Source organism: Pseudomonas sp. JL23 (assembly GCF_056933585.1).
In genome coordinates this window covers 4,361,089-4,383,318 of record NZ_CM167795.1, presented here as the reverse complement: position 1 = coordinate 4,383,318, position 22,230 = coordinate 4,361,089, and the positions used below count along the sequence as shown (strand labels likewise).

The following is a 22,230-nucleotide window of genomic DNA, read 5'->3' as shown; positions in this document are numbered from 1 at the left end:
GTCGTCACGCCCGCACAGCGGTATAAAGCGCCTTGATCAGATCCGACTGGGTGACGATGCCGACCAGGCGCCGCTCGGCATCGATGATCGGAATGTGTCGGTGGCCGTTCTCGGAGAACACGGGCACCAGGTCGCTCAACAGCCGGTCGGCGCTGGCGACCCGCACCGTGCGGCTCATGATCTGGCCGACGATGGGCACGGGGCGGACCTTGTGTTTCTGCCGCAGCAGGGCGCGCAGGTGCCAGCCGACGCCTTCATGGGCGTCGAGGTCCAGCTGTTTCATGAAGTCGGCAACGGTGACGATACCGAGCAGATGATGTTGCCTGTCGATGACCGGCAGCGCCTTGATCTTGTGCTTGCGCATCAGCGCCCAGGCGTCCTTGAGGGGCATTTCCTGACGAGCGACGATCAGCTCCCGGCTCATGATATCGGCGCAGCGGATCTCGCCCATCTTGCGCTGATAGGCCGCGGCTTCGGCTTGCTCCAGCAGGTTTTGCAGATCATCACGGCTGACGTCCAGCACTTGATTGTAATGGGCCAGTGCGGCGTCGAGATCCGCTGTACTGAAGCGGCTATTGGCCGTCGGCGCTTTTGGATGAACCACGTGGGGCCAGGGGCTTCGGGTCAGGTTGTTGTAGATCAGCCCGGCGGCGACCAATAGCAATGAGTCGGTAAGCACCGGACTGAAGGCAAAGGCAAAACGATCACAACCCACCAGCACCATCAACAGCGCCGATGCGCCGCCCGGTGGGTGCAGGCTGCGGGTCGCGATCATCACGGCGATGGCCAGGCTGACGGCAACTGCTGCTGCGATGGAGGCGTCTGGAATCCATTTGGCGCAGGCAATGCCGACCAGCGCCGACAGGGTATTGCCGCCCACCACCGACCAGGGCTGCGCCAGGGGACTGGAGGGGACGGCGAATACCAACACGGCACTGGCTCCGATTGGCGCGACCAGGGCCAGGGCAAGCAGGCTGTGATCGGCGCTCATACTGCCGCGCAACCAGAGCATGCCCACAACGGCGACCAGCAGGATGCCCAAAGCGGCGCCGCAACTGGCCCGCAGTTTTTCCCGGGTATTGATGGTTTGGGGGGCAGGCCACAAGGATCTGAGCCAGGTCAGCAGCGGGCGCGAGGGTTTTGCGGATTCGGGGGCCGGGTCGGGCAAGGCAGGCATGATCAGGTTGGCAGCAGGCAGGTCGAATTAGGCGCAGATTGTAGCGCCCGTTGGAGGCCTGGCACAGCGCGTTTGTCTTTGCGGGGGTATCTCGTTGAAGCGAGGCTTGCCCGCGAAGAACGATGACGCAGTGCAGCTGATACTGCGCATCGCCTGATTCGCGGGCAAGCCTCACTCGTGAGAGGTCGCTTACTTCAGTCTTGCTGCGCCAACTCCAACAACGCATCCATCGTCCGCTGATAGGGCCCCAGGTCATCGTTGGCTGCTTGCAGGACCAGCGCACCCTGCAACCGCGCGAGCCAGTCTTCGGCGAAGTGCCGGGCCTTTAGCGGCGCCATACCGCTTTCCTCAGCGAGCACTGCAATGGCTTCGATCCAGTGGGTAAAGGCCAGGTGCAGGCTGCGTTTGGCGGTGATGCCGACGCTGGAAGTGGCCAGTTGACCCAGCAGGCATGGCATACGTCCGCCTGAGTAGAGTTGATCCAGGGTGGCCACGATTTTACGGATACGGGCCTTGAGGGTACCTGCGGACCTGGCCGCACTGAGGAATTCGCGGTCGATCAGCGCGGTGGCCCGTTCCAGCACTGCTTCTGCCATCTGTTCCTTGCCACCAGGGAAGTGGTGGTAAAGGCTGGATTTGCCCAAACCGGTGGCCCGGGACAGGTCCGCAATAGAGGTGCCTTCGAAGCCGTGGTCGCGGAATACGCTGAACAGCCGATCAATGATTTCGCCTTTCGACGCCTGGGCGGCGGCCATGATATTTCCTGCTGAAAACTGATCGTTCGTTCCAGACCGCAGCCTACGGCACTTTGCGCAATGGCTCAATCCTTGACGGCATTCGTTAGTCTAGATACTGTACCGATCGTTCGGTTCTGGTTACATTGTCATAGCGCCTGCCGATCATCATCCTTCACAACAAACAGATCGCCTGGGCAAAACCAGGCAGAGGCTTGAAATCATGAAAGTCCGAACGCTTCTGGCAGCCTCAGTCATGTTCATGACCAGCCTTACCGCGCAAGCCAGTCCTGTCCTGTCGAACTCCGCCACCACGACCTATCATCGGCTCAGCGTCGATGGCGTGAATATTTTCTACCGTGAGGCCGGCCCGAAGAACGCGCCTACTTTGGTGCTGCTGCATGGTTTCCCGTCCTCGTCACGGGAATTCGATTCATTGATTCCATTGCTGGCCACCCAGTACCACCTGATCGCTCCGGACTTCCCTGGTTTTGGTCAGAGTGACGCGCCAACCCCTTCGGTTTACAACTACACCTTCGATCATCTGGCCAGGACCACCGACGATTTCCTTCAGCAACTGGGCGTCGACAAGTACTCCCTGTACCTGCATGACTACGGCGGCCCGGTGGGTTTTCGGCTGATGGCGGCCCATCCCGAGCGCATTCGTTCGCTGGTGATTCAGAATGCCAACGCCTACCAGGAGGGACTCGGGCCGAAATGGGCGGATATCGGCAAGTTCTGGCAAGACCCGGTCGGGCGCACCGCACTGGTGGATGCGTTCATGTCCCCGGCGGCTACCGAGCAGCGCCATACCGCTGGTACCTCGCACCCGGAGCTGTATAACCCGGATACCTGGACCGACGAGTCGACGCACCTTTCCCGGCCTGGCCAACGGGATATCCAGGCGGCACTGTTATATGACTATCGGACTAATGTTGCGGCGTATCCGGCCTGGCAGGCATTGCTGCGCGAGCATAAGCCGCCAACGCTGGTGGTATGGGGGCGCAACGATCCGTCGTTTATCGCGGCGGGGGCAGAAGCCTTCAAACGTGATCTTCCTGATGCCGACGTGCATCTGCTCGATGCCGGGCATTTCGCCATGGACGAAAAAACCGACGAGATCGCCAGCCTGATGCTGGGCTTTCTGGACAAGCACTGAGGCCTGAAGCAAAACGCGCCACTGTTCGGCATGAACAGTGGCGCGTCAGCATTCAGCAGCTATGCATCAAGGACGAATATCAGCCTTGAACCATTTTTCCGAAAGGCGTTTGACCGTGCCATCTTCCAGCGCGGCCGTCAGTGCGCCGTTGAATTTCTCGCGCAGGTCGTTATCGGCCTTGCGGAAGCCCAGTGCTTCGCCCGGACCCCAGATATCACCACCGATTTTCGGGCCGATCATCTTCACGGCGCTGTTATCGGGGTTGTCCAGGGCGGAGGTGAAGAAGGTCACATCATCGAAAGCCAGGTCAATACGGCCAGCGTTGAGGTCAAGCATGTGTTCGCCGGACTTCTTGTACTCGCGAATGGTGGCGATGTCCTTGAAGTTTTTCTCGACGAAGTCGGTATAGGCGGTGCCGGACTGAATGCCCAGGGTCTTGCCTTTGACCAATGCTTTCATCTTGTCGACAGCCGCCTTGTCGGCTACCGGATCACCGCTGAGCTTGATGATTTCGTTGCTCGGCATACTGGCGATCAGCTTCGGATCGGCGCTGACGAACACTGCCTGGGTATTGGCGTAAGGCTTGGAAAAAGCGATGACTTCCTGACGTTCCGGAGTGATGACGATGGCGTCCATCAGTACATCGAATTTGCCCGCGTTAAGGCCCGCGATCATGCCGTCCCAGTCCTGCGCCTGGAGTTTGCATTCCAGCTTGATCCGGGCACAGACGTCCTTGAGCAGTTCAGGCTCGAAGCCAGAGATCTCACCGCTGGGAAGGGTGATGTTCCATGGCTCGTAGGCGCCTTCAGTGGCAACCCGAACCGAGGTCCAGTCTTTGGCGAAGGCGGTACCGCCCAATAACAGGCTGCTGCCCAACGCTGCATATGCAAGGAGTCTTTTGGTGACGTTGTAGGTGTGGCCCATGTGTTTCCCCATCCAATAATTAGAATAAGACTGGCAGAGCTAGATCAAAAGCCATTGAACGCCTGGTTTTTATTATGTCCCCGCGACTGGCGAAGGGCTCAATCAGACCGCACGCCCGTAGAAACCAAGCTGTTCCTCGGGCGTAAACATCACGCCAGGTTTTTCATAGTATGAGAACACCGCGACCATACGTTCGCGCTGACCCCGTACCGGCGTTACCCGGTGGGCGGTATTTTTCCCACGAAACACATTCAGTGTGCCAGCGCTCAATCGCAATTTCTGCACGTTGGGGTCGCGGCCTTGCAGCAGTTTGGCGACGCCTTCGTAGTTGGGGTTGTCGGCGGTACGCAGGTCGCTACGGTACTCGAACTCGCCACCTGCTTCGGGAGCCTGAAGCATCAGGGTAGTGGTGAACTCCGAACGATCAAAGTGCCAGTTCAGGGTTTCGCCTTCGCGATAGCTCATCACATTGACCTTGGCCAAGGGGTCGGCCATCACATACAGCGCCGGTTTTTCCATGACGGCACTGAGGAAGTCCACCAGCGGAGGGTACTCGTAGATCGTTGTGACCAGGCTATCCGCGAGTTGATCCGCGCACAGGGTGTGGCTCACCGTCTCGACCTTGTGCAAGGCCGGATGATCAGGGACCAGCTCGGGGATATCCGGTTTGAAATAGATATTGTGCGAGCGCTTGTGGGTATGGGACTGCCCGTCCATGGTCGGCTGGATCTGCCGGGCGGCCAGGGCTGCATGGTCGGCTTGGATAAACCCTTCGAGGCTGAACATGCCGTTGCGAGCCAGTTCGGTCTTGGCATGGCTGACCAGGGCGGTCCATTCCTCGCTGTCTGGCCGATCCAGTGGATATCGTTGAAGATTGATGACGGTATGCATGTCGGCCCTCCGGATAGGTGTGGCTTTAACCTAACCTGAGGAAATCTTCGTAACAACGCTAAAAATTGTTAGCCTCCCCCTAGTAAAACTTAAGGAAGGCACTGATGAAAAGGCTACCCCCGCTGAACGCCGTCAGGACCTTTGAAGTCGCCGCACGCCTGTCCAGCTTCGCCGGCGCCGGGGCGGAACTGGGAGTGTCGGCCGCTGCAGTCAGTCAGCAGGTCCGTCATCTCGAGGCGTATTTCGGCAAGAAGCTGTTTGTGCGCAATGGCAACCGGCTGTCCCTGACCGACGCTGGCCTGGCGATCTATCCGCAGACGTCCCGGGCCCTGGACGATATCGCCGCCATGACGGTGCGCCTGCTCGAAGGCGAGATGCGCACCCGGTTGATCGTCAGCGTGCCGTTCTCCCTGGCCGAGGTCTGGCTGGCGCCAAAGCTGGCGACGTTGCTGGAAAGTTATCCACAGTTGTCGGTGGATGTGCGGGTCGAGGACGATCCGGTGGACCTGGCCCGGCATGACGTCGATATCCGCGTGAGTTACGGCGACTATCACTATCCGGGGATGGAGGTGATCGCGCTGATGCACGATCAGGTCGTGCCGCTCTGCGCGCCGGAGTTATGGTATCGGCATGGCAACAGCGATTTCGATCTCGGCCGAATCCATGAAAGCCTGTTCATCCATACCGAGTGGGGCGCCAACTATGCGTCCCATCCGACCTGGAGTGACTGGTACGCCGCTGAGCCGGGGCAGGTGCCACCGGATCCGGCGCTGGGGCGGCGCTCGGGGTTGTCCAGTTTGTCCATCACCCTGGCCCGACTGGGTTGCGGAATCGCTCTGGGGCAGAAGCTCATCGCCCAGCCGGACCTGGCTTCGGGTCGCCTGATTGCGTTGTCGTCACGGTCGTTGTCCCTGGGGCATCCCTATTGCGCGTTTGTGCCGACGGAAAAACGCCAGCGGGCGAATGTGCAGAGTTTCATTGAGATATTGGCCACAGTCTGATTCCAGTCGGCTGATCGACGCCGATCAATAATGTGGGACCGGCTTTAGCCGGGAAGGGGCATGCATGGACGCCACATTTCTATCGCCTGACCTATTGCTTTCCCGGCTAAAGCCGGTCCCACAGAGAAATTCCCTCAGCTCAATTGGCTGATGGGGGGCACCCGCAGGCTGTTACAACACGACGCACTCCCCTGGGGCCCGTCGTTTCTCTGTGCCCCAATGTGCAGCGCTGCGCATCGCTATCCGCCACCTTGCTGCCGCTATCGATTGGAACTTCACAGCCCCGCAAGCACCTGAACAGAGCGGTTGACCGGTCGCAATTGGGTGCATCGAGCGATATGGCAATCAAATTGCATCTACTTGTAAAGACAAGTATGTATAAGTTGGCGGGTGTCGCCAGTTACTCAATATTCATTGCTCGCGGCAGGAATAACGCTATGGATCTCTTGCAACTGCTCAGTTTTGGCCCGCACGGCTGGGGCATGGCCTTGCTCAAGGCGGCTGGCACCACCGTGCTACTGACCTTGATGGCGCTGATGGTCGGCGCGCTCGCCGGTAGCGCGGTGGCGGCGGCCAAGCTGTCGAAGAAGCGTGCATGGCGCTATCTGGGAGATCTCTACTCGATCCTGTTCCGCGGGATTCCCGAGCTGCTGGTGATTTACCTGTTCTATTTCGGCGGTGCCACCGTGGCGGGCGCGGTCAACCACTGGTTTGGCGGCGAAGGCTTCGTCGACATGCCGCCGTTTCTGGTCGGCGCCCTGGCCGTGGGCCTGATCTCCGGCTCCTATCAGGCCGAAGTCTATCGCGGTGCGTTTCTGGCCGTGGCCAAGGGCGAGCTGGAAGCCGCCCTGGCCATCGGCATGCCCTGGAGCATGCGCGTGCGACGCGTATTGATTCCGCAGATCTGGCGTTACGCGCTGCCGGGGCTGGGCAACGTCTGGCAGATGACCCTCAAGGACTCCGCGCTGATCTCGGTGATCGGCCTTGTCGAACTGATGCGCGCCAGCCAGGTGGCGGCGGGTTCGACCCATCAGGCCTTTACCTTCTACATCGTCGGCGGCGCCTGTTATCTGGTTCTGACCGGGCTGTCCGGTCGCCTGTTCAATATTGCCGAATCCCGCGTGCAGCGCACCCAGCGCCGCACGCCACATTCCTGAGCGGGGAACATTCAATGATCGACTTTGCCTTTCTCGGCGACACCATGCTCAAGCTTCTGGCGGCGCTGCCCACGACCCTGAGCCTGTTTTTCTTCAGTCTCTCCCTGGGCCTGCTGCTGTCGTTGGGTGTCGTCGCCATGCGTGTCAGCCGCTGGCCGTTTCTCAGCTATCCGGCGCGCTTCTACATCATGCTGTTTCGCGGCACACCGCTGTTGGTTCAGATGTTTCTGATCTACTACGGCCTCGGGCAGTTTCCGGCGATCCGCGCCAGCTTCATGTGGGACGTGCTGCGCTCGCCTTACGGCTGTGCGGTGGTGGCCCTGGCGATGTGCACCGCCGGCTACACCGCTGAAATCATCCGTGGTGGCCTGCAAAGCGTGCCGCAAGGGCAGATTGAGGCGGGGCTGGCCGTGGGCATGAGCCGCTGGACCCTGCTGTGGCGGGTGATCGCCCCCGTTACCCTGCGCCAGACGCTGCCGTCCTATTCCACCGAAGCGGTGCTGATGGTCAAGTCCACAGCCATCGCCAGCCTGGTGACGGTGTGGGATGTCACCGGTATTGCCCAGCAGATCATTCAGCGCACCTACCGGACCATGGAGGTTTTCCTCTGCGCTGCGCTGATTTATCTGGTGCTCAACTTCCTCATCGTGCGGGCCATGGCCTGGGTCGAGTATCGACTCTCGCCGCACCTGCGCGAACGCCCCACACAGCGAGCGACCACCGTGTCGGCGCAAACCCCTCCATCCCTTTGATTGCCGCGGAGCCAGTCATGAATCAACACGTCCAGGCCGCGCTGTCGGTCAGCAATATCTGCAAGTCATTCGGATCGGTGCAGGTGCTCAAGGGGATTTCTCTGGATGCCCATAAAGGCGATGTCATCTCGATCCTCGGTGCCAGCGGCTCCGGCAAGAGCACCTTCCTGCGCTGCATCAACCTGCTGGAGTCCCCGGATGAAGGGCGCATCGTGCTCGATGGCGAAGTCATCGAAATGAAGCAACATGCCAACGGTCGCCTGCAGCCAAGCAATACCCGCCAGGTCGAGGCGATGCGCAGCAAGCTGGGCATGGTCTTTCAGAGCTTCAATCTGTGGTCGCACATGACCGTGCTGCAAAACGTCATCGAAGGTCCGATGCGCGTACTCAAGCGTTCCCGTGCCGAGTGCGTGGAAGAAGCCGAGCAATTGCTGCACAAGGTCGGGCTGTATGACCGCCGTGATTACTACCCGGCGCACCTGTCCGGCGGCCAGCAGCAACGGGTCGCCATTGCCCGGGCCCTGGCCATGAATCCCCAGGTGATGCTGTTCGATGAGCCGACTTCAGCACTTGACCCGGAGTTGGTGGGGGAGGTGTTGAGGGTCATGCGCTCCCTGGCCGAAGAAGGCCGGACCATGCTGGTGGTGACCCACGAAATGGGCTTTGCCCGCCATGTCTCCAACCGCGTGGTGTTCATGGCTCAGGGCGTGATCGACGCACAAGGTACGCCTGATGAGTTGTTCGAGGGCCTGCCCACCGAGCGTTTCCGCCAGTTCGTCGCCAGCCACAACCAGCGCAGTACCGAGTGAGCCGAGCGGCGATTATAGATCTGCCGCTTCCACCAATTCGACCCCGCCGCGCTGCTGCTTGGCGCGGTACAGGGCCTTGTCCACGACCCGTAACAGGCCTTCGAAATCATCGCGTTTGCCGGCACTTTCCAGGTCGGCAAGACCGGCACTGAAGCTGACTTTGAACGGCAGTTCCGGCTCCGGCTGCTGCGTATGCAAGGCCTCGCGCAGGCGGCGCATGAAGGCCTGAGCCTGTTCCAGGTCGGTGCGCGGAAATACCAGCAGAAACTCCTCGCCGCCCCAGCGCACGAATACATCGGACTGACGCTTGAGCCTTTCCACCGTATTGGCAAAGGCTTGCAGGGCCGAGTCACCCAAGGCATGGCCGAACTGATCGTTGATGGATTTGAAGTGATCGAGATCGATCATCGCCACCGCCATGGGATAGCGCTCGCTGCTGGCCTTGGCCCATTCACGCAGCAGGATCGGCGCCGCACCGCGCCGGTTGAGGGCGCCGGTCAGGGCATCGGTAATGCTCAACTGGGTGATCTGCTGGCGCAGTTGCTCTTGCAGGCACAGGGCGAAGCTCAGAGTGAACAGGAACGACACCAGGAAATCGATGCACAGGGCCGGTAGCGAGAACATGTCCGGTTCATCGAAGGCCAATGGCGGGATCGGATTCAGGCTCAGGTTGCTCGCGTTCCAGATGTGGAACAGCACGATCACCCCCTGCCCGAAGATCAGCCCCCAGGCCCCGCGAAAGCGCGTGTGCAACGGCCAGGTGAGCCGCAACTGGCGGGCCACGCTCAGCGCCAGCATCAGGAAGAACCAGGGCAGCAGCCAACTGCTATGCAGTAACAGCAGGCACCCGGCGGTTTGCAGTAACGGCAGCGCCAGCAACTCGCGCAACTGCTGTACACGCCCGATCGGCCCTTGCCAGAGCGTGGCCAGGGCGCGGGTGTGGGCTGTCATCGCCAGTTGCAGCAACAGGCCGTTGAGCAGGAAGGTCAGGGTAGGGGACAACACCCACAGCGCCGAAAAACGCTCGTCCAGTACGCCCGCCTGCAATAGCGGCACCCCGCGATACGCCGCCAGAAACAGATCCCCCGCGACCCACCAGTGCAGTGGCGCGTTGCTTTTACTGATACCGGCATAGGACAGGCACAGCATGACCAGGGTCATCAGGCCGAACGGGATCAGTACAAGCAGGAGAGTGACAGGGTCATTCAGCAGCATCGAGAGGTTACCGGGGATAAAGATAAAAACATGCTGTGGGCGGCGTCTCAGTCATCAGGATGTCGGCATTATGGCAGAGCTTTTCATGCCATTGGCATCTCCTCAATGGATCCGCTAATTCGTCACATGCCTAGGTTGCTTCATTCCTGGAAAACGTCATGTTGTGTGGTGATTGCAGGAATTATTAACCGGTACTTGTAGGCAATTTCTGAAAATCATTAGAGCGCCAACATAGTCCCAGACATCGTGGAAAGGACCTATTTATATTTCGCCCTCAGAGCCCACTAGCGCGAATATATCCAGACATGTCCCGTACCTATGCTTTCATCAACGATCATGCAGCTTCGTACAGTTTAATAAAAAACAGGCTCAATCTGTCCAGCGATGGACGCAAGCGGTTCGACAGACTGAACCGACACTTGTCAACTTTCGAGCTCGTTGCACCCGGACAAATCGTTATTGTCGGCAGTGACGATAAATTTGATATCACCGATTCCTGCACACTCGACGAAGCCATGTTTATGGCGCACGCCTCCACCGTGCAGCAAGCCCTGAGAAACAACCCTGCCGCAGCCGATAATCATCTGCTGCAAAACTACGACCTGCTGCAAAGCCTGCTGAGCTATGGGTCCATTGGCATTGGTAGCAGCACCGGTGGCTGGAGCCATCACCTTAATCAGGTCAAGCAGACGCTGGAGCGAATAGAAGCACTTTACCAACAGCACAAAAGCAGGGGAGCTTCGTCTTCCATTAATGACTTTATTGCCCAACGACTACAGCTCTACAAGCTGCTGGACCAGCAACTGCAAGGTGTTGCGCGCTATGGTACAGGCTTGCAAAAGAACGGCTCGATCAAACGCACGTTGGGCATCAGTACCAAGAGCTATATGGCCCACGGCGAGATCGCCGGATATGCCGAGCGGCTCAAGGGAATTACCCGGTTATCCAACGCGCTGAAAAATGGCACCTACGTCGGGATTGCCCTGGACTTCGCCAGCACTTCGCTGGAGATCAAGGAGGCCTGTGCTGCGGGCTCGACGCAGCAGTGTGAGCGAGCGAGGTACGTGGAGGCAGCGAAGTTGGTCGGGGGTGTCACAGGGAGCTATATGGCAGGATCAGTGGGCACAACCATAATGGTTTCAATCTGCAGAAAAGTGCCTGTCCGTAACGGAATGGCAATGCTTGGGTGCGCAGTTATCGGCGGGGCGGCAGGTGGGTGGCTAGGAGGCACCTTGTTGGGAAGCGGTGGTGGGCGGGTAGGCGAAATTATCTATCGTGAGGCCCAAGAATGAATGCACTTGACCATGCCTGGATTACTGCGATCATTTTCATCCTGTTTCTTATTTTTACAGGCGTCACGCTTTATGTTGTCTATTTCAAACTTGGAGAAATAGAAAACCATCTAAAAAACTGCCGTGTGGTCATGGCAAACAAAAGGCATTGGAGCGGCTGGGGGCCTATGGAGAGGACTCAGCGTCTGATTTGGATTGTTTTGATATTTGATTTCAATAAGCTTTATCACAACACGGATGAGTTGGATATGTCGGACATTAGGAATTTTCCTAAAAATCTTAAAAGATGGATTCTTATCCCTCATTATTGCAACTGCTTTCTTTGCCTGTTGCTGGTCGCTCATTGGATATGGGAAAAGTGGTTTCTACCCTAGTGACCGGGCTGGCATAACGGTCAACGACCCGATTCAGGCGGTCGACCAGCGGTTAACAGAATGTCGCGGGTGCCGCCCTGTCAGACGCAAGGTGCTCTGCGCAAAACCATTCCAGAGCTTACAATTGCGCCTTTTGACTAGAAAGCACACAGGCTGTTCAGGATATGACCCTCGATCCACCCACGATGTTGACCCTGAGCATCGCCCTTGCGGCAGCTGCTGCCCTGTATCTGGCGGTGGAGTGGCGCAGCATTCGCGAGCCTTCGCTGCTGTTCTGGAGTGCAGGCTTTGCCACCATTACCTTGGGTTCGACTCTGGCCTTGCTGCGTATCAGCGGGATTTTGCTGATCGGCATCTGGTTCGCCAATGGCCTGCTGGTCACGGCCCACTGGCTGTTTCTGTTAGGCGTGGCGCGTTTCACTCAGGTGCGCCTGTCCCGGGCCTGGTACCTGATCTTCGTCGTCTGGCTGGCGCTTTTGTTACTGCCCGGTGAGCAGCCCTGGTCCAAGGTCATGCTGCTGGTCAACTCGTTGTTGGTGGCTTCCTTGACCTTGCGCGCCAGTGTGCTGTTGCGTCCCCATGGCACGTCGTGGGGCGTGGGTGCGGTGCAGCTGCGTTTTGTGCTGTTGGTCCACGGGCTGTTCTACATCGCCAAGGCGATCACCGCCGTGGTGCCGGGCACGTTGATTGATCTGGCCGCCTTCCGTGGCGAGATCATTCAGATATCCCTGGTAGAAGGGGCGATGGCGGTCATGCTGATCGCCCTGTCCATGACCGGCACTGAGCGTCATCGCCGCGAACAGCTCATCTCGCGCCTGGCCGAGCGTGATCCGCTGACCGCGCTGTATAACCGCCGCGCTCTGGAAATCCGTGCTCCGGCCTTGCTGGCAGGCGTGTCGAAAGCGCGCCCCGGAGCCTTGCTGCTGATCGATATCGACCACTTCAAGCAGGTCAATGACCTGTATGGCCATGGCGCAGGCGATCGCCTGCTGGTCACCCTGAGCGAGCTCATTCGCGGGCTGCTGCCACAGGGTTCGCTGGCGGGGCGGTTGGGCGGCGATGAGTTCGTTATTCTGCTTAGTGATGCTTCGAACGCTATCGTCATGCATCTGGGTAAGGCACTGCGCGAGCAATTCAACCAGGCCGCCGTCCAGGCCTTCACCACGCCTCAGGCCGTGACCCTGAGCATCGGCGCTGACCTGTTCGACCAGCCACCGGCCAGCCTCGCAGCCCTGATCGAGCGTAGCGATGCCACGTTGTACCAGTCCAAGCGCGATGGCCGCGACACTATTCGGGTGGAGGATCGGACTCAGACATGCTGATCAATTGAATTGTGGAGCTTTTCCGTGGGACCGGCTTTAGCCGGGAAGGCATCGGTACGAGCAATACATCTCTATCGTCTTCCCGGCTAAAGCCGGTCCCACAGTCACCTTTCACTTTTAGCAAAGCCACCCCCTGGCGTAAGGTGACCGTCGATTTTCCACTCGAGGAAACACGCTTATGAAAAGCTTCGACGCAAAGGTTGTGCTGGTCACCGGTGGTTCCAAAGGCATTGGTCTGGCGTGTGCCCGGCAATTTGCTGCAGAAGGCGCGCGGGTGGTGATCAGTTCGCGTTCCCAGGCCAATATCGATGACGCGCTGGCGCAACTGCCCGGTGCGTTCGGTTTTGCCGCTGATCTGTGTGACGAGGCGTCGGCGGCGGCTCTTGTGCAGCGGGTCGAGCAGGAAGTCGGGCCGATCGAGGTGTTGGTCAACTCGGCGGGCGCGGCCAAGCGTTCGGCGCCGGAAGACCTCACGCCGGCGTTCTGGCGTGCCGCCATGGATGCCAAGTTCTTTTCCACCATTAACGTCGCCGACCCGGTGGTCAAGCTGATGGCCGGACGCGGGCAGGGGGTGATCGTCAATATCATCGGCGCCGGTGGCAAAGTGGCCAAGCCCACGCACCTGGCGGGCGGTTCGGCCAATGCGGCGCTGATGCTGGCCACTGCGGGAATGGGCAACGCTTATGCCGCCTCCGGCGTGCGGGTGGTGGGGATCAATCCGGGGCTGACCGAAACCGGTCGGGTCGCCGAAGGTATGGTCGCCGAAGCGCGACATGCCGGTGGTACGGTGGAGGAAGCGATCCAGCGCAGCGTGCAGAAGATCCCCATGGGGCGCATGGCCAAGCCCGAAGAGATCGCCGATGTGGTGCTGTTTCTGGCGTCGGCCAAGGCCAGTTACATCACCGGGACCATCATCACCATGGACGGGGCGGAGCATGCGTTGGTGTAGCCAACTGCTGGTGTAAAGCCATGCGATTGCTCGAGCGTGTTGCCCTGCCTTGACCGGGCTGGGCTGCTTCAATACATTCAACCCTTTTGGGGGATACGACCGTGGCCACTGGCGACACAAAGCAGGCTGTGCTGATGGCAGCTCGTTCGATGGTGCAGGCGCGGGGCTACAACTCCCTGAGCTTTCGCGACCTGGCAACGGCGGTCGGGGTAAAAAGCTCGAGCATTCATTACCACTTTCCCACCAAAGGTGATCTGGGCGCCGCCCTGGCCCATCAATACACCGACGAATTCCTCGAATACCTGAATCAGGTGTTCGACACCTCGAAAGACCGCAGAACCTGCATCAAGAGCTATATCGACGTTTTCCGCGCCACGCTGGTCCGGGAAAATCGCATGTGCCTGGGCGGCATCATGGCGGCCGAATACACCGACCTCGCCGCAGAAGTGCAAGTGCAGGTCCACCGTTTCACCCAACTGCTGACCGACTGGCTGGTCAAGGTCCTCGACCTTGAACCCCATGATTGCGACCCGGCCGAGCTGCGCAAATGGGCAATGGCGATTTTCGCCGCCGTTGAAGGCGCGCAACTGGTGGCGCGTGGCTGCGATGATGTGCAGGTCTATGACCATATTCTTGAGGCTTACTGGGTGGCGGGGCCTTTTCCGGCGGCGTGATCAAACACGACGCAATCGTCAGAGTTGTAACGGGATTTTGTAGGAGCTGCCGAAGGCTGCGAAGGCGGTGTATCAGGTAAATCCCTTCGCAGCCTTCGGCAGCTCCTACAGTTCCATCTTTGCCGCGCGATAGCTTCAGCCCCCCTGAAAGGCTCTCTTGTTCTGCAACGGGGGGCGTATCCCCACAGAACTGACAGAGGACCTCACGCGATGCTTTCAACCGATACTGATTTGCAGGATGACTCCGGCCTGAACTGGGTAAGAACAGGACCTCGGGACGGCGCCACCGTCATCCTGATTCACCCCGTGGGTCACGACCTGACCTACTGGGCCGACCAGATAGAAGTACTACAGCCCCACTACGACGTGGTCGCTCTGGATCTGCCCGGACATGGTCGTTCCCCCGTCGCCGCCGAGCCATTGAGTTTCGTGGGCATCAGCGATCGTCTTGCGCGACTTGTAGTCAGTCTGGGCAAGGGGGCGGTGCATGTGGTGGGTATATCGGTTGGTGGAATGATCGCCCAGTCTTTTGCCCTGGCTTATCCGGACAAGGTGCGCTCGCTGTCCCTTATTGCTACGGCCGCGACTTTTGCCGATGTGGTGCGCGACGGCATGCGTGCCCGGGCCGAGACAGTGGAGCAGGGTGGGATGGCTGCCGTATTGCACTCCAGCCTGGAGCGCTGGTTTACCCCGGAAACCCGGACCAGACGGCCGGACCTGATCGAGCGGATATCAAGAACCATGCTGGCCAACAATCCCGAGGTGCATGCGGCCATGTGGCGAATGATCGCGACCTTCGAGGTTCTCCCGCGCCTTGCTGAAATCGTCTGCCCGACCCTGGTTCTGGTGGGCGACAAAGACCCAAGCACACCACCAGGCGCCGCTGCGCTCATCGCCGAGAATATTGCCGGTGCGCAACTGGTGGTGCTGACCAATACCTCACATATCGCGATGCTGGAGTCGCCGGCGGCGGTGAATGCCGAGTTACTGCGGTTTTTCGCTGAAATCGGTTAGGTGCTACTGACAGCCACTCAACCCCTCAACAATCGCGGCAAAGGTCACCGCGCAGCGGGCGTTATCACGCAGGTCTTCGTGCATGGCTACCCAGGTGTCCATTTCTACGGAGAAGGCTGATGGCAACACGCGTATGAGCGCCTTGTCCCTGGCCGCGACGGCTGACTGGCAGACCCCGATACCAAAGCCCGCGCGCAACGTGGCCAGTTGCGCCAGTTCGCTGTCGGCGCGAAAGGCCAGGGCAGGGCGGGCGAACATGGGGAATTGCTCGAGGAAACGGCGGATAAAGGCGGTCTCTCGATCAAAACCGATCAGGGCATGGGCGGACAAGTCGTCAAGGGACGAGGGCGCGCCTTTCGCCGCAAGATACCTTTCATGTGCATATAAGCCGACTTCAATGGCGCCGACGCGACGGGCGATGAGGGCGTCCTGGGTCGGGCGAAACATGCGTACGGCGATATCGGCCTCACGCTGCAGCAAGTTGTCTGGCGTGTTGGACAGGGTCAGCTCGATGACCAGTTGCGGATGCTCATCGCGCAATGCCGCGAGAATAGGCGGCAGCACTTCGACGCCTATCACTTCGCTCGTAGTCAAACGCACCGTACCGCGTACCTCTGTGCCATGGCTGCCCGCTGCGCGCAGTAATGCTGCGGAAGTGGCGGCCAGATTAGCGGCATAGGGCCGTAGCAACCAGGCTGCGTCGGTGGGGGCGAAGCCATCGAATGAGCGGGTAAACAGCTTCAGGCCCAGGGCTGATTCCAGTGCATCGATATGTCGGCCCACCGTCGGCTGTGCCATCCCCGAGGCGCGTCCGGCTGCCGAGAGCGAGCCTGTTTCCAGGACCGCGAGAAACGTCCGATACCATTCCCAGTCAGGTTCGCGTGGCATAGAGTTATACATTTTTGTATGACTTCTAGAGAGATTGCGGCAATTTTCGTATGGGCAGGGGTTGAGCACAATGAGTTTATCTTTCAGGAGCTCATCCCCATGTCCGCTAATCCCCAACTGCATCTCTCCACCATCATCTGGCAGCGCGTCGAGGCCGCCCTGATCTTTGTTGCGGGCATCGTGCTGTTCTGGCATTTGAACGACGGACTGTCGTGGTGGCGTGCGCTGTTGCTGTTCTTTGCGCCGGATCTGAGCTTTTTCGGCTATCTGTTTGGCGCCAGGGTGGGGGCTGTTTGTTACAACCTCGCCCATGTTTATGCGGTGGGTGCTCTGTTGCTTGCGTGGGGAATCAGCATGGGGATACCGATTCTTGGCGCACTGGGCGCGCTATGCCTGGCCCATTGCGGGTTTGATCGGATGCTGGGTTATGGGCTGAAGTCGCCGCAGGGGTTCAGGTTTACCCATTTGGGGGTGGTGGGGCGGTAGAGGCTGGGATTACTGCGAGAGCCGAAAGCCGGCACAGCTTTCTGAACTGGAATGATTTTCGTGGGAGCGTGGCTTGCCCGCGAAGAGATGGGTACATTCAACGAGTTTTCTGCGGCTGGAGATCCGTAGTCGCGGGCAAGCCACGCTCCCACAACAAATAACCACGTTCCAACAGGGCGATATGTGTTGTCGTACAACGGTGCAGCAGAAATTTTTCTCACTAACCGCCCACTAACACCCATCCCCAATGCGCAGCTTTAGTTCAATTATGTTTGCGCAATCAGCCTTTCAGCAGGCAGCTTCCTCCCTTACGTACTACCATTTTCCAGATTGACAGCCAGCCATAACGCTCGCTATAAGGAAGACCGTTGTACGACGACCGATGATTGTTGATCGTCCAAACCTAAAAATAAAAATGAGTGTCGACCCATGATGAACCCGACTTGCGTACCCATCTCGCTGAACGCCGCTCCCGCCTGCCTTTGCGCATTGTCAGGCCCGTTGCCGCCCACCGCCCCGCAGAACTGTTTTAAGGTCTGACTCCAGCCGCTGCGCCTGGAGCACGTACACCTGCGCTCTCACTTCGTTGTCGAGAGATGATCGGCATAATCCAATAATAAAGTGATGCTATGAATCTGAACGAGTCCACCCACCCGCAAGCGGTCAGCGCTACGCAGAGCGTCAGCAAGACGGTAGGCAAATATCGCTGGACCATCTGTGCGCTGTTGTTTTTCGCCACCACGGTCAACTACCTGGACCGCCAGGTCCTGAGTCTGTTGGCGCCGGATCTGTCGACGCAATTTGGCTGGAGCAACACCGACTACGCCAACATCGCCTCGGTGTTCCAGTTCGTCTATGCGATTTCGATGATTTTCGCCGGGCGTTTTGTCGACAAGATCGGTACCAAAACTGCGTTTATCCTGGCTATCGGCATCTGGTCTACCGGCGCGATCATGCACGCGCTGGCAGTGCCGTTGGGTGAAGGCATCGCTGCCATCTGCGGCGCCTTGGGCATAGCCGCTATCCCGGTATCGATTGCCGGTTTCATGCTGGCCCGGGCGGTTTTGGCGGTAGGTGAGTCGGGTAACTTCCCGATTGCGATCAAGGCCACTGCCGAGTATTTCCCGAAGAAAGAACGCTCTCTGGCCACCGGTATTTTCAACTCCGGTGCCAACGTCGGTGCCATCACCGCGCCGATCTGTGTGCCGCTGATTGCTGCCATGTGGGGCTGGGAAGCGGCCTTTATCGTGATCGGCATGCTGGGTTTCGTCTGGGTCGCCGTATGGATCGCCCTGTACGAGAAGCCTGAGCAACAGAAGCGTCTGACCGCTCAGGAGTTGGAGTACATCCGCAGCGATCGTAGTGAACAGGAAATCGCCAACGCAGCGCCGGGCGCTGTCGGCAAGAAAGTCTCCTGGTTCAAGCTGCTGACCTATCGCCAGACCTGGGCTTTTGCCTTTGGCAAGTTCATGACCGACGGCGTGTGGTGGTTCTTCCTGTTCTGGCTGCCGACCTACCTGTCGGCGCAATACGGCATGAAGGGGGCGGCCATCGTCCTGCCGCTGTTCGTGCTGTACAGCATGACGATGGTCGGCAGTATCGGCGGCGGCTGGTTCCCGGCCTACTTCATGGCCAAGGGCGACAAACCCTATGACGGTCGCATGAAAGCGATGCTGGTCATCGCCCTGTTCCCGCTGGTGGTACTCCTGGCGCAACCCTTCGGTTACATCAGCTTCTGGGTGCCGGTGCTGCTGATCGGTGTCGGTGCCTCGGCGCACCAGGCCTGGTCGTGCAATATCTTCACCACCGTTTCCGACATGTTCCCGCAAAAGACCGTGGCGTCCGTGGTCGGTATCGGCGGTATGGCCGGTGGCCTGGGCGGCGTGGTGATGACCAAGATCGGCGGTTGGGTGTTCGACTACTACAAGTCGATCAACGACATTCACACCGGCTACATGATCATGTTCGCCATCTGCGCCCTGGCTTACCTGGTGGCCTGGACCGTGATGAAGATGCTGGTGCCGCGTCACAAGGAAATCACTGACCTGTAAGTCAGTCGTCGCTACAGCAAAAGGTGGCCTGTCCATTCTCGGGGGAAAATGGACGGCCACCTTTTTTCGTTCCTGCGTCAGTCAGAATCACAGCCCCAGTAGTTTGCAGCCCCAGAGTGTTGCCATGCCCAGACCCAGGGTCAGCAGGGTATTGCGGGTTTTCCAGGCCACCAGGGTTGCGACCAGAGCTGCAGGGATCTGCGGGTTGTCCAGAACCAGCTCGGTATGCCCAGGGGCAAACACCACCGCAGGCAGCACTAATGCTGCCAGCACACTGGCCGGGACATACAACAAGGCGCGCTTCAGCAGCTCGGGCATGTGAAACCGACCGTGCAGCTCGACAAAGGAAAGGCGCAGGGCGAACGTGCCGACGCCGACTGCCAGGAACAGTCCCCACAAAGCCAGATCGTTCATTGCGCTTCTCCTTCTGCGCCACTCACCGATGCGTCGTGCACCCGGGGTTTACGCAGGCTTTCGATCACCAGCCCAGCAATTACCCCGCCGATGGATGCCGTGACCAGACCCAGGTTGTAGGGCAGGTTGATCGCCAATACCGCGAGCATGCCACCGACCAGTGCCGCGCCGAGGCTGGGCATACTGCGCAGGCCGGGAATCAGCAGGGCCAGGAACGACAGGGGAATGGCAAAGCCCAGGGACCAGCTCTGCGGGATGCTGGCGCCCAGATAAATCCCGGCCACCACCGAGAGCTGCCAGGCCAGCCACATGCTGATCGCCGTGCCGGCATAGAAGTGGTGGGCGAAGCGGCCCAGTTCACCGGAGGCGAATTTCAGCACGCAAAGGGCGTAGGACTGGTCCGATAGCAGATAAGCCATGGGCCAGGTCCAGCGTCGGGGCAGATGATGTACATAAGGCGCCAGGGAGGCGCTGTACATGATGAAACGCAGGTTGATGATCAGGGCCGTGATCACAATGGTGACCGGCAGGGCGCCGGTATGCAGCAGTTGCAGGGCCACCATCTGCGCCGATCCCGAATAGAACAGCAGGGTCATGCCGATGCTGGTGCCCGGCGACATACCCATCTGCACCGCCATATAGCCCGTTACCAGGCCAAATGGAATAACGCCGGGTGTCAATGGGAGCAGGGTTCGCACCCCATGCATGAACGCTTCCCGGCCACTTCTGTAGGACATTTTCCTTCCTTTTTATAGGTTTACTGCCGCGCGATGAAGCTGGCGCAGCGCAGGGCATCATGGGATAAATTGTAGGCGTCGGTGCCTGCGGGCTGAACCGACTTTTTCTCCGGGGAAACAGGCACATTTTGTTATGACGAAAAGCTCCCAGCCTGATCAGGCGCTGATGAAAATGCCATCGTTCAAGGCCGTGCGGGCGTTTGTCGCGGCGGCCAAGTACCGCAACTTCAGCCGCGCGGCGGACGCCTTGTGCGTGACTCAGGCGGCGATCAGCCGACAGATTCGTGATCTCGAACTGTATCTGGGCACCGAGCTGTTCATTCGCACGGGGAGGGAGGTCAGGCTGACCGCACCCGGCACCGCGTTGTTCGATGCCGCGCAGCTGTCGCTGCTGAATATCTTCCAGGCCACCGAACGCATACGCCGGGAGAAAAACGACAAGCACAGCCTGACCCTCTGCTGCTCCCCGGCGCTGTCCGGGCTGTGGCTGTCTCACCGCCTCAGGCACTTCTTCAGCGCCAACCCCGATGTCGACCTGAATATCATCACCACTCAGCATTTTCTGGCCATCGAACCGGGTATCCATCCCGATATCTTTATTACCAAGACCTCCGACCTGCGCCCCGGCTACCTGCGTATTCCGCTGTTTTGCGAAGTGGTTTACCCGGTCTGTACGCCTGAATATCTGGCCGCTCATCCCGAGCTAAGCACTCTGGAAGGCATGCGCCAGAGCACGCTGCTGGACCTCAACCCCTATGGCCGCTCTCAGCTCACCGAGCAGGTCGACTGGGATGTGTGGTTCGCCTTCCAGTCCCATGACCTGCAGATCTCGGCGGCGGACACCCCGCATTACTTCAGCAGCAACGACTACGGCCTGTTGGTGCAGATGGCCCTCGATGGGCAGGGGCTGGCCCTGGGCTGGGCTCATCTGGTCGGGCATCTCATCGAACAGGGGCGTTTGGTCCGACCGGTTGCAGAAGAACTGGTTTTAAAAGGGTCACTTCAATACCTGATGATCAACGAGAAGAGGCAGGACGATCCGGCGTGTGTGCGCTTTAAGGATTGGTTGCTCGCGCAGTTTGGTGTTCAGGTCTAGAGCCTGCTCTGTGCATGAAGCATGCGGGCTGGCTATACCTCTTCCACGGAGTCTTGGTGATCAGTGGGTTGTGCGTTGTTTGAGAGAAGGGAGAACATTCATGTTCAGTCATATCCAGCTGGGCGCCCGGGATCTGGCGTCCATGATTGCGTTCTATGAAGCTATCCTCACCCCGCTAGGCATGGAGCGCATGCCCGATGAAGCGGACGGAGGGCCTGCCGGGGCCGGTTGGCAGCGTCCGGGTAAGCGCTGGCCGCAGTTTTTTGTGCAAAAGCCTTTCAATGGTCTGCCTGCCACCTGGGGTAATGGCGTGCAGATCAGCTTCGCCGCCGCCTCCCAGGAACAGGTGCAAGCGGCCTGGGAGGCGGCCATGGCCCTGGGCGCTACCGATGAAGGCGCGCCGGGGCTGCGGCCGCACTACTCACCGGATTACTTCGGCGCCTATTGCCGCGACCCCGAGGGCAACAAGCTGTGCTTTGTGCATGCGGATGGGGTGTTGGGGTGAGGGATCACGCCGCTGCAAACTAGCTGAATGAATGCGGCATGGTAGGAGCCAACTTGTTGACGATCGAATGCGAAGCGCTCGCAAGGACTTCATCGCCTGACCCGACGCCATCGCCAGCAAGCCCACCTCGACGGCCCCGTATTGCTTTGTCACGAATTGAATGAACAGCGGGTATGACCGACGCCTAAGATTTTCCGGTTGTTAATCAGCCCGATAAACCAGAAGTTCAAGGACGAAAAAATGAAGCAGAACTCGATCTTTCTTAACGAGACAGCAGGCCTTGCGGTATTGATTGTGCTGTCCGCCATCGCGTTTAGTGCACAGGCCTCGATACGCTGCGATAACGGTATCGCGTCGGAGGGCGACTCGAGCGCCCAGGTTATTCAAAAGTGTGGGGCGCCCAATAGTCGCGACCCGGTGGCGACTGTGATGGACAAGCGCGGCGCCAACAAGCGCGAGGTCATCAATGTCGAACAGTGGGTCTACGGCCCCCGGGGCGGTATGTATCAGTACCTGCGCTTTGAAGGCGACAAGCTGGTCCAGATCAGAAGCCAGCGATAACGGGTTACAGGCCCGAGAGCAACACGCCCTCGGGCATTGTGACCATTG

The 22,230-nt window shown here is 59.3% G+C and carries 24 protein-coding genes; 16 read left to right on the top strand and 8 right to left on the bottom strand.

Annotated elements, in window-relative coordinates; genetic code table 11:
• Positions 1-4: 4 nt before the first annotated feature.
• Together AC1Z24_RS20350 and AC1Z24_RS20345 are read right to left on the bottom strand one after the other, a co-directional pair.
• On the bottom strand, positions 5-1,105 hold the full coding sequence (locus tag AC1Z24_RS20350) for an HPP family protein (RefSeq protein WP_483742422.1): 1,101 nt from the start codon (positions 1,103-1,105) through the stop codon (positions 5-7).
• Positions 1,106-1,371: 266 nt separating this feature from the next.
• Positions 1,372-1,932 carry a TetR/AcrR family transcriptional regulator gene (locus tag AC1Z24_RS20345; RefSeq protein ID WP_483742421.1) on the bottom strand — a complete coding sequence of 187 codons (561 nt, stop codon included), beginning with the start codon at positions 1,930-1,932 and terminating at the stop codon, positions 1,372-1,374.
• A 202-nt stretch (positions 1,933-2,134) separates the two neighbouring features.
• Between AC1Z24_RS20345 and AC1Z24_RS20340 the strand changes: the two genes are divergently transcribed.
• The gene (locus tag AC1Z24_RS20340) at positions 2,135-3,070 is read left to right on the top strand and encodes an alpha/beta fold hydrolase (RefSeq protein ID WP_483742420.1); all 936 of its coding nucleotides are present in this window, start codon (positions 2,135-2,137) and stop codon (positions 3,068-3,070) included.
• A gap of 66 nt (positions 3,071-3,136) precedes the next feature.
• Here AC1Z24_RS20340 and AC1Z24_RS20335 read toward each other — a convergent pair whose 3' ends face one another.
• Together AC1Z24_RS20335 and AC1Z24_RS20330 are read right to left on the bottom strand one after the other, a co-directional pair.
• Complete coding sequence (locus tag AC1Z24_RS20335) at positions 3,137-3,994, bottom strand: transporter substrate-binding domain-containing protein (RefSeq protein ID WP_483742419.1); 858 nt, start codon at positions 3,992-3,994, stop codon at positions 3,137-3,139.
• A 102-nt stretch (positions 3,995-4,096) separates the two neighbouring features.
• Positions 4,097-4,885 (bottom strand): HalD/BesD family halogenase, encoded by a 789-nt coding sequence (locus tag AC1Z24_RS20330; protein WP_483742418.1) that lies wholly within the window; start codon positions 4,883-4,885, stop codon positions 4,097-4,099.
• Positions 4,886-4,989: 104 nt separating this feature from the next.
• On the opposite strand from AC1Z24_RS20330, the gene AC1Z24_RS20325 reads away from it, so the two are divergent.
• The 4 genes from AC1Z24_RS20325 (at position 4,990) to AC1Z24_RS20310 (ending at position 8,604) form a co-directional block, all read left to right on the top strand.
• Positions 4,990-5,886: a LysR substrate-binding domain-containing protein gene (locus tag AC1Z24_RS20325; RefSeq protein ID WP_483742417.1), complete on the top strand. Its 897-nt coding sequence runs from the start codon at positions 4,990-4,992 to the stop codon at positions 5,884-5,886.
• Between the two features lie 437 nt (positions 5,887-6,323).
• Complete coding sequence (locus tag AC1Z24_RS20320; RefSeq protein ID WP_483742416.1) at positions 6,324-7,043, top strand: ABC transporter permease; 720 nt, start codon at positions 6,324-6,326, stop codon at positions 7,041-7,043.
• 14 nt (positions 7,044-7,057) lie between these two features.
• Positions 7,058-7,795 carry an ABC transporter permease gene (locus AC1Z24_RS20315; RefSeq protein ID WP_483742415.1) on the top strand — a complete coding sequence of 246 codons (738 nt, stop codon included), beginning with the start codon at positions 7,058-7,060 and terminating at the stop codon, positions 7,793-7,795.
• A gap of 17 nt (positions 7,796-7,812) precedes the next feature.
• Positions 7,813-8,604: an ABC transporter ATP-binding protein gene (locus AC1Z24_RS20310; RefSeq protein WP_483742414.1), complete on the top strand. Its 792-nt coding sequence runs from the start codon at positions 7,813-7,815 to the stop codon at positions 8,602-8,604.
• A gap of 12 nt (positions 8,605-8,616) precedes the next feature.
• On the opposite strand, the gene AC1Z24_RS20305 is transcribed toward AC1Z24_RS20310, so the two are convergent.
• Positions 8,617-9,819 (bottom strand): GGDEF domain-containing protein, encoded by a 1,203-nt coding sequence (locus AC1Z24_RS20305; RefSeq protein WP_483742413.1) that lies wholly within the window; start codon positions 9,817-9,819, stop codon positions 8,617-8,619.
• 305 nt (positions 9,820-10,124) lie between these two features.
• On the opposite strand from AC1Z24_RS20305, the gene AC1Z24_RS20300 reads away from it, so the two are divergent.
• From AC1Z24_RS20300 to AC1Z24_RS20275, 6 genes are all read left to right on the top strand, one after another.
• Entirely contained in the window at positions 10,125-11,111 is a 987-nt protein-coding gene (locus AC1Z24_RS20300) for a hypothetical protein (protein WP_483742412.1), read from the top strand.
• Positions 11,108-11,485 carry a hypothetical protein gene (locus tag AC1Z24_RS20295; RefSeq protein ID WP_483742411.1) on the top strand — a complete coding sequence of 126 codons (378 nt, stop codon included), beginning with the start codon at positions 11,108-11,110 and terminating at the stop codon, positions 11,483-11,485. Before AC1Z24_RS20300 ends, AC1Z24_RS20295 begins: the two co-directional genes overlap by 4 nt.
• 164 nt (positions 11,486-11,649) lie before the next feature.
• Positions 11,650-12,807, top strand: coding sequence for a GGDEF domain-containing protein (locus AC1Z24_RS20290; protein ID WP_483742410.1), 1,158 nt, complete (start codon positions 11,650-11,652; stop codon positions 12,805-12,807).
• A 178-nt stretch (positions 12,808-12,985) separates the two neighbouring features.
• Positions 12,986-13,756 (top strand): SDR family oxidoreductase, encoded by a 771-nt coding sequence (locus AC1Z24_RS20285; RefSeq protein ID WP_483742409.1) that lies wholly within the window; start codon positions 12,986-12,988, stop codon positions 13,754-13,756.
• A 134-nt stretch (positions 13,757-13,890) separates the two neighbouring features.
• A complete protein-coding gene (locus AC1Z24_RS20280; RefSeq protein WP_483742408.1) occupies positions 13,891-14,430 on the top strand; it encodes a TetR/AcrR family transcriptional regulator in 540 nt (179 codons plus the stop codon).
• A gap of 210 nt (positions 14,431-14,640) precedes the next feature.
• Entirely contained in the window at positions 14,641-15,444 is an 804-nt protein-coding gene (locus AC1Z24_RS20275; protein WP_483742407.1) for an alpha/beta fold hydrolase, read from the top strand.
• A gap of 3 nt (positions 15,445-15,447) precedes the next feature.
• Here the strand turns inward: AC1Z24_RS20275 and AC1Z24_RS20270 are convergent, their stop codons facing one another.
• The gene (locus tag AC1Z24_RS20270; protein ID WP_483742406.1) at positions 15,448-16,332 is read right to left on the bottom strand and encodes a LysR family transcriptional regulator; all 885 of its coding nucleotides are present in this window, start codon (positions 16,330-16,332) and stop codon (positions 15,448-15,450) included.
• 99 nt (positions 16,333-16,431) lie between these two features.
• On the opposite strand from AC1Z24_RS20270, the gene AC1Z24_RS20265 reads away from it, so the two are divergent.
• Complete coding sequence (locus tag AC1Z24_RS20265) at positions 16,432-16,818, top strand: DUF4260 domain-containing protein (protein ID WP_483742405.1); 387 nt, start codon at positions 16,432-16,434, stop codon at positions 16,816-16,818.
• Positions 16,819-17,447: 629 nt separating this feature from the next.
• A complete protein-coding gene (locus AC1Z24_RS20260; RefSeq protein WP_483742404.1) occupies positions 17,448-18,869 on the top strand; it encodes an MFS transporter in 1,422 nt (473 codons plus the stop codon).
• A gap of 87 nt (positions 18,870-18,956) precedes the next feature.
• Here the strand turns inward: AC1Z24_RS20260 and AC1Z24_RS20255 are convergent, their stop codons facing one another.
• Positions 18,957-19,283, bottom strand: a complete 327-nt coding sequence (locus AC1Z24_RS20255; RefSeq protein ID WP_483742403.1) for an AzlD domain-containing protein — start codon at positions 19,281-19,283, stop codon at positions 18,957-18,959.
• Positions 19,280-20,020: an AzlC family ABC transporter permease gene (locus AC1Z24_RS20250; protein ID WP_483742402.1), complete on the bottom strand. Its 741-nt coding sequence runs from the start codon at positions 20,018-20,020 to the stop codon at positions 19,280-19,282. The genes AC1Z24_RS20255 and AC1Z24_RS20250 overlap by 4 nt, the downstream gene beginning before the upstream one ends.
• A gap of 133 nt (positions 20,021-20,153) precedes the next feature.
• Between AC1Z24_RS20250 and AC1Z24_RS20245 the strand changes: the two genes are divergently transcribed.
• The 3 genes from AC1Z24_RS20245 (at position 20,154) to AC1Z24_RS20235 (ending at position 22,182) form a co-directional block, all read left to right on the top strand.
• Positions 20,154-21,116: a LysR family transcriptional regulator gene (locus AC1Z24_RS20245; RefSeq protein WP_483742401.1), complete on the top strand. Its 963-nt coding sequence runs from the start codon at positions 20,154-20,156 to the stop codon at positions 21,114-21,116.
• Positions 21,117-21,216: 100 nt separating this feature from the next.
• On the top strand, positions 21,217-21,621 hold the full coding sequence (locus tag AC1Z24_RS20240; protein WP_483742400.1) for a VOC family protein: 405 nt from the start codon (positions 21,217-21,219) through the stop codon (positions 21,619-21,621).
• Between the two features lie 240 nt (positions 21,622-21,861).
• On the top strand, positions 21,862-22,182 hold the full coding sequence (locus AC1Z24_RS20235; protein ID WP_483742399.1) for a DUF2845 domain-containing protein: 321 nt from the start codon (positions 21,862-21,864) through the stop codon (positions 22,180-22,182).
• Positions 22,183-22,230: the final 48 nt, after the last annotated feature.

What these genes read in the sequence shown, in the direction of transcription:
- AC1Z24_RS20345 (WP_483742421.1), bottom strand. Translation starts at nt 1,932, where the DNA reads ATGGCCGCCGCCCAGGCGTCGAAAGGCGAAATCATTGATCGGCTGTTC.
- AC1Z24_RS20340 (WP_483742420.1), top strand. Translation starts at nt 2,135, where the DNA reads ATGAAAGTCCGAACGCTTCTGGCAGCCTCAGTCATGTTCATGACCAGC.
- AC1Z24_RS20335 (WP_483742419.1), bottom strand. Translation starts at nt 3,994, where the DNA reads ATGGGCCACACCTACAACGTCACCAAAAGACTCCTTGCATATGCAGCG.
- AC1Z24_RS20330 (WP_483742418.1), bottom strand. Translation starts at nt 4,885, where the DNA reads ATGCATACCGTCATCAATCTTCAACGATATCCACTGGATCGGCCAGAC.
- AC1Z24_RS20325 (WP_483742417.1), top strand. Translation starts at nt 4,990, where the DNA reads ATGAAAAGGCTACCCCCGCTGAACGCCGTCAGGACCTTTGAAGTCGCC.
- AC1Z24_RS20320 (WP_483742416.1), top strand. Translation starts at nt 6,324, where the DNA reads ATGGATCTCTTGCAACTGCTCAGTTTTGGCCCGCACGGCTGGGGCATG.
- AC1Z24_RS20315 (WP_483742415.1), top strand. Translation starts at nt 7,058, where the DNA reads ATGATCGACTTTGCCTTTCTCGGCGACACCATGCTCAAGCTTCTGGCG.
- AC1Z24_RS20310 (WP_483742414.1), top strand. Translation starts at nt 7,813, where the DNA reads ATGAATCAACACGTCCAGGCCGCGCTGTCGGTCAGCAATATCTGCAAG.
- AC1Z24_RS20305 (WP_483742413.1), bottom strand. Translation starts at nt 9,819, where the DNA reads ATGCTGCTGAATGACCCTGTCACTCTCCTGCTTGTACTGATCCCGTTC.
- AC1Z24_RS20300 (WP_483742412.1), top strand. Translation starts at nt 10,125, where the DNA reads ATGTCCCGTACCTATGCTTTCATCAACGATCATGCAGCTTCGTACAGT.
- AC1Z24_RS20295 (WP_483742411.1), top strand. Translation starts at nt 11,108, where the DNA reads ATGAATGCACTTGACCATGCCTGGATTACTGCGATCATTTTCATCCTG.
- AC1Z24_RS20290 (WP_483742410.1), top strand. Translation starts at nt 11,650, where the DNA reads ATGACCCTCGATCCACCCACGATGTTGACCCTGAGCATCGCCCTTGCG.
- AC1Z24_RS20285 (WP_483742409.1), top strand. Translation starts at nt 12,986, where the DNA reads ATGAAAAGCTTCGACGCAAAGGTTGTGCTGGTCACCGGTGGTTCCAAA.
- AC1Z24_RS20280 (WP_483742408.1), top strand. Translation starts at nt 13,891, where the DNA reads ATGGCAGCTCGTTCGATGGTGCAGGCGCGGGGCTACAACTCCCTGAGC.
- AC1Z24_RS20275 (WP_483742407.1), top strand. Translation starts at nt 14,641, where the DNA reads ATGCTTTCAACCGATACTGATTTGCAGGATGACTCCGGCCTGAACTGG.
- AC1Z24_RS20270 (WP_483742406.1), bottom strand. Translation starts at nt 16,332, where the DNA reads ATGCCACGCGAACCTGACTGGGAATGGTATCGGACGTTTCTCGCGGTC.
- AC1Z24_RS20265 (WP_483742405.1), top strand. Translation starts at nt 16,432, where the DNA reads ATGTCCGCTAATCCCCAACTGCATCTCTCCACCATCATCTGGCAGCGC.
- AC1Z24_RS20260 (WP_483742404.1), top strand. Translation starts at nt 17,448, where the DNA reads ATGAATCTGAACGAGTCCACCCACCCGCAAGCGGTCAGCGCTACGCAG.
- AC1Z24_RS20255 (WP_483742403.1), bottom strand. Translation starts at nt 19,283, where the DNA reads ATGAACGATCTGGCTTTGTGGGGACTGTTCCTGGCAGTCGGCGTCGGC.
- AC1Z24_RS20250 (WP_483742402.1), bottom strand. Translation starts at nt 20,020, where the DNA reads ATGTCCTACAGAAGTGGCCGGGAAGCGTTCATGCATGGGGTGCGAACC.
- AC1Z24_RS20245 (WP_483742401.1), top strand. Translation starts at nt 20,154, where the DNA reads ATGACGAAAAGCTCCCAGCCTGATCAGGCGCTGATGAAAATGCCATCG.
- AC1Z24_RS20240 (WP_483742400.1), top strand. Translation starts at nt 21,217, where the DNA reads ATGTTCAGTCATATCCAGCTGGGCGCCCGGGATCTGGCGTCCATGATT.
- AC1Z24_RS20235 (WP_483742399.1), top strand. Translation starts at nt 21,862, where the DNA reads ATGAAGCAGAACTCGATCTTTCTTAACGAGACAGCAGGCCTTGCGGTA.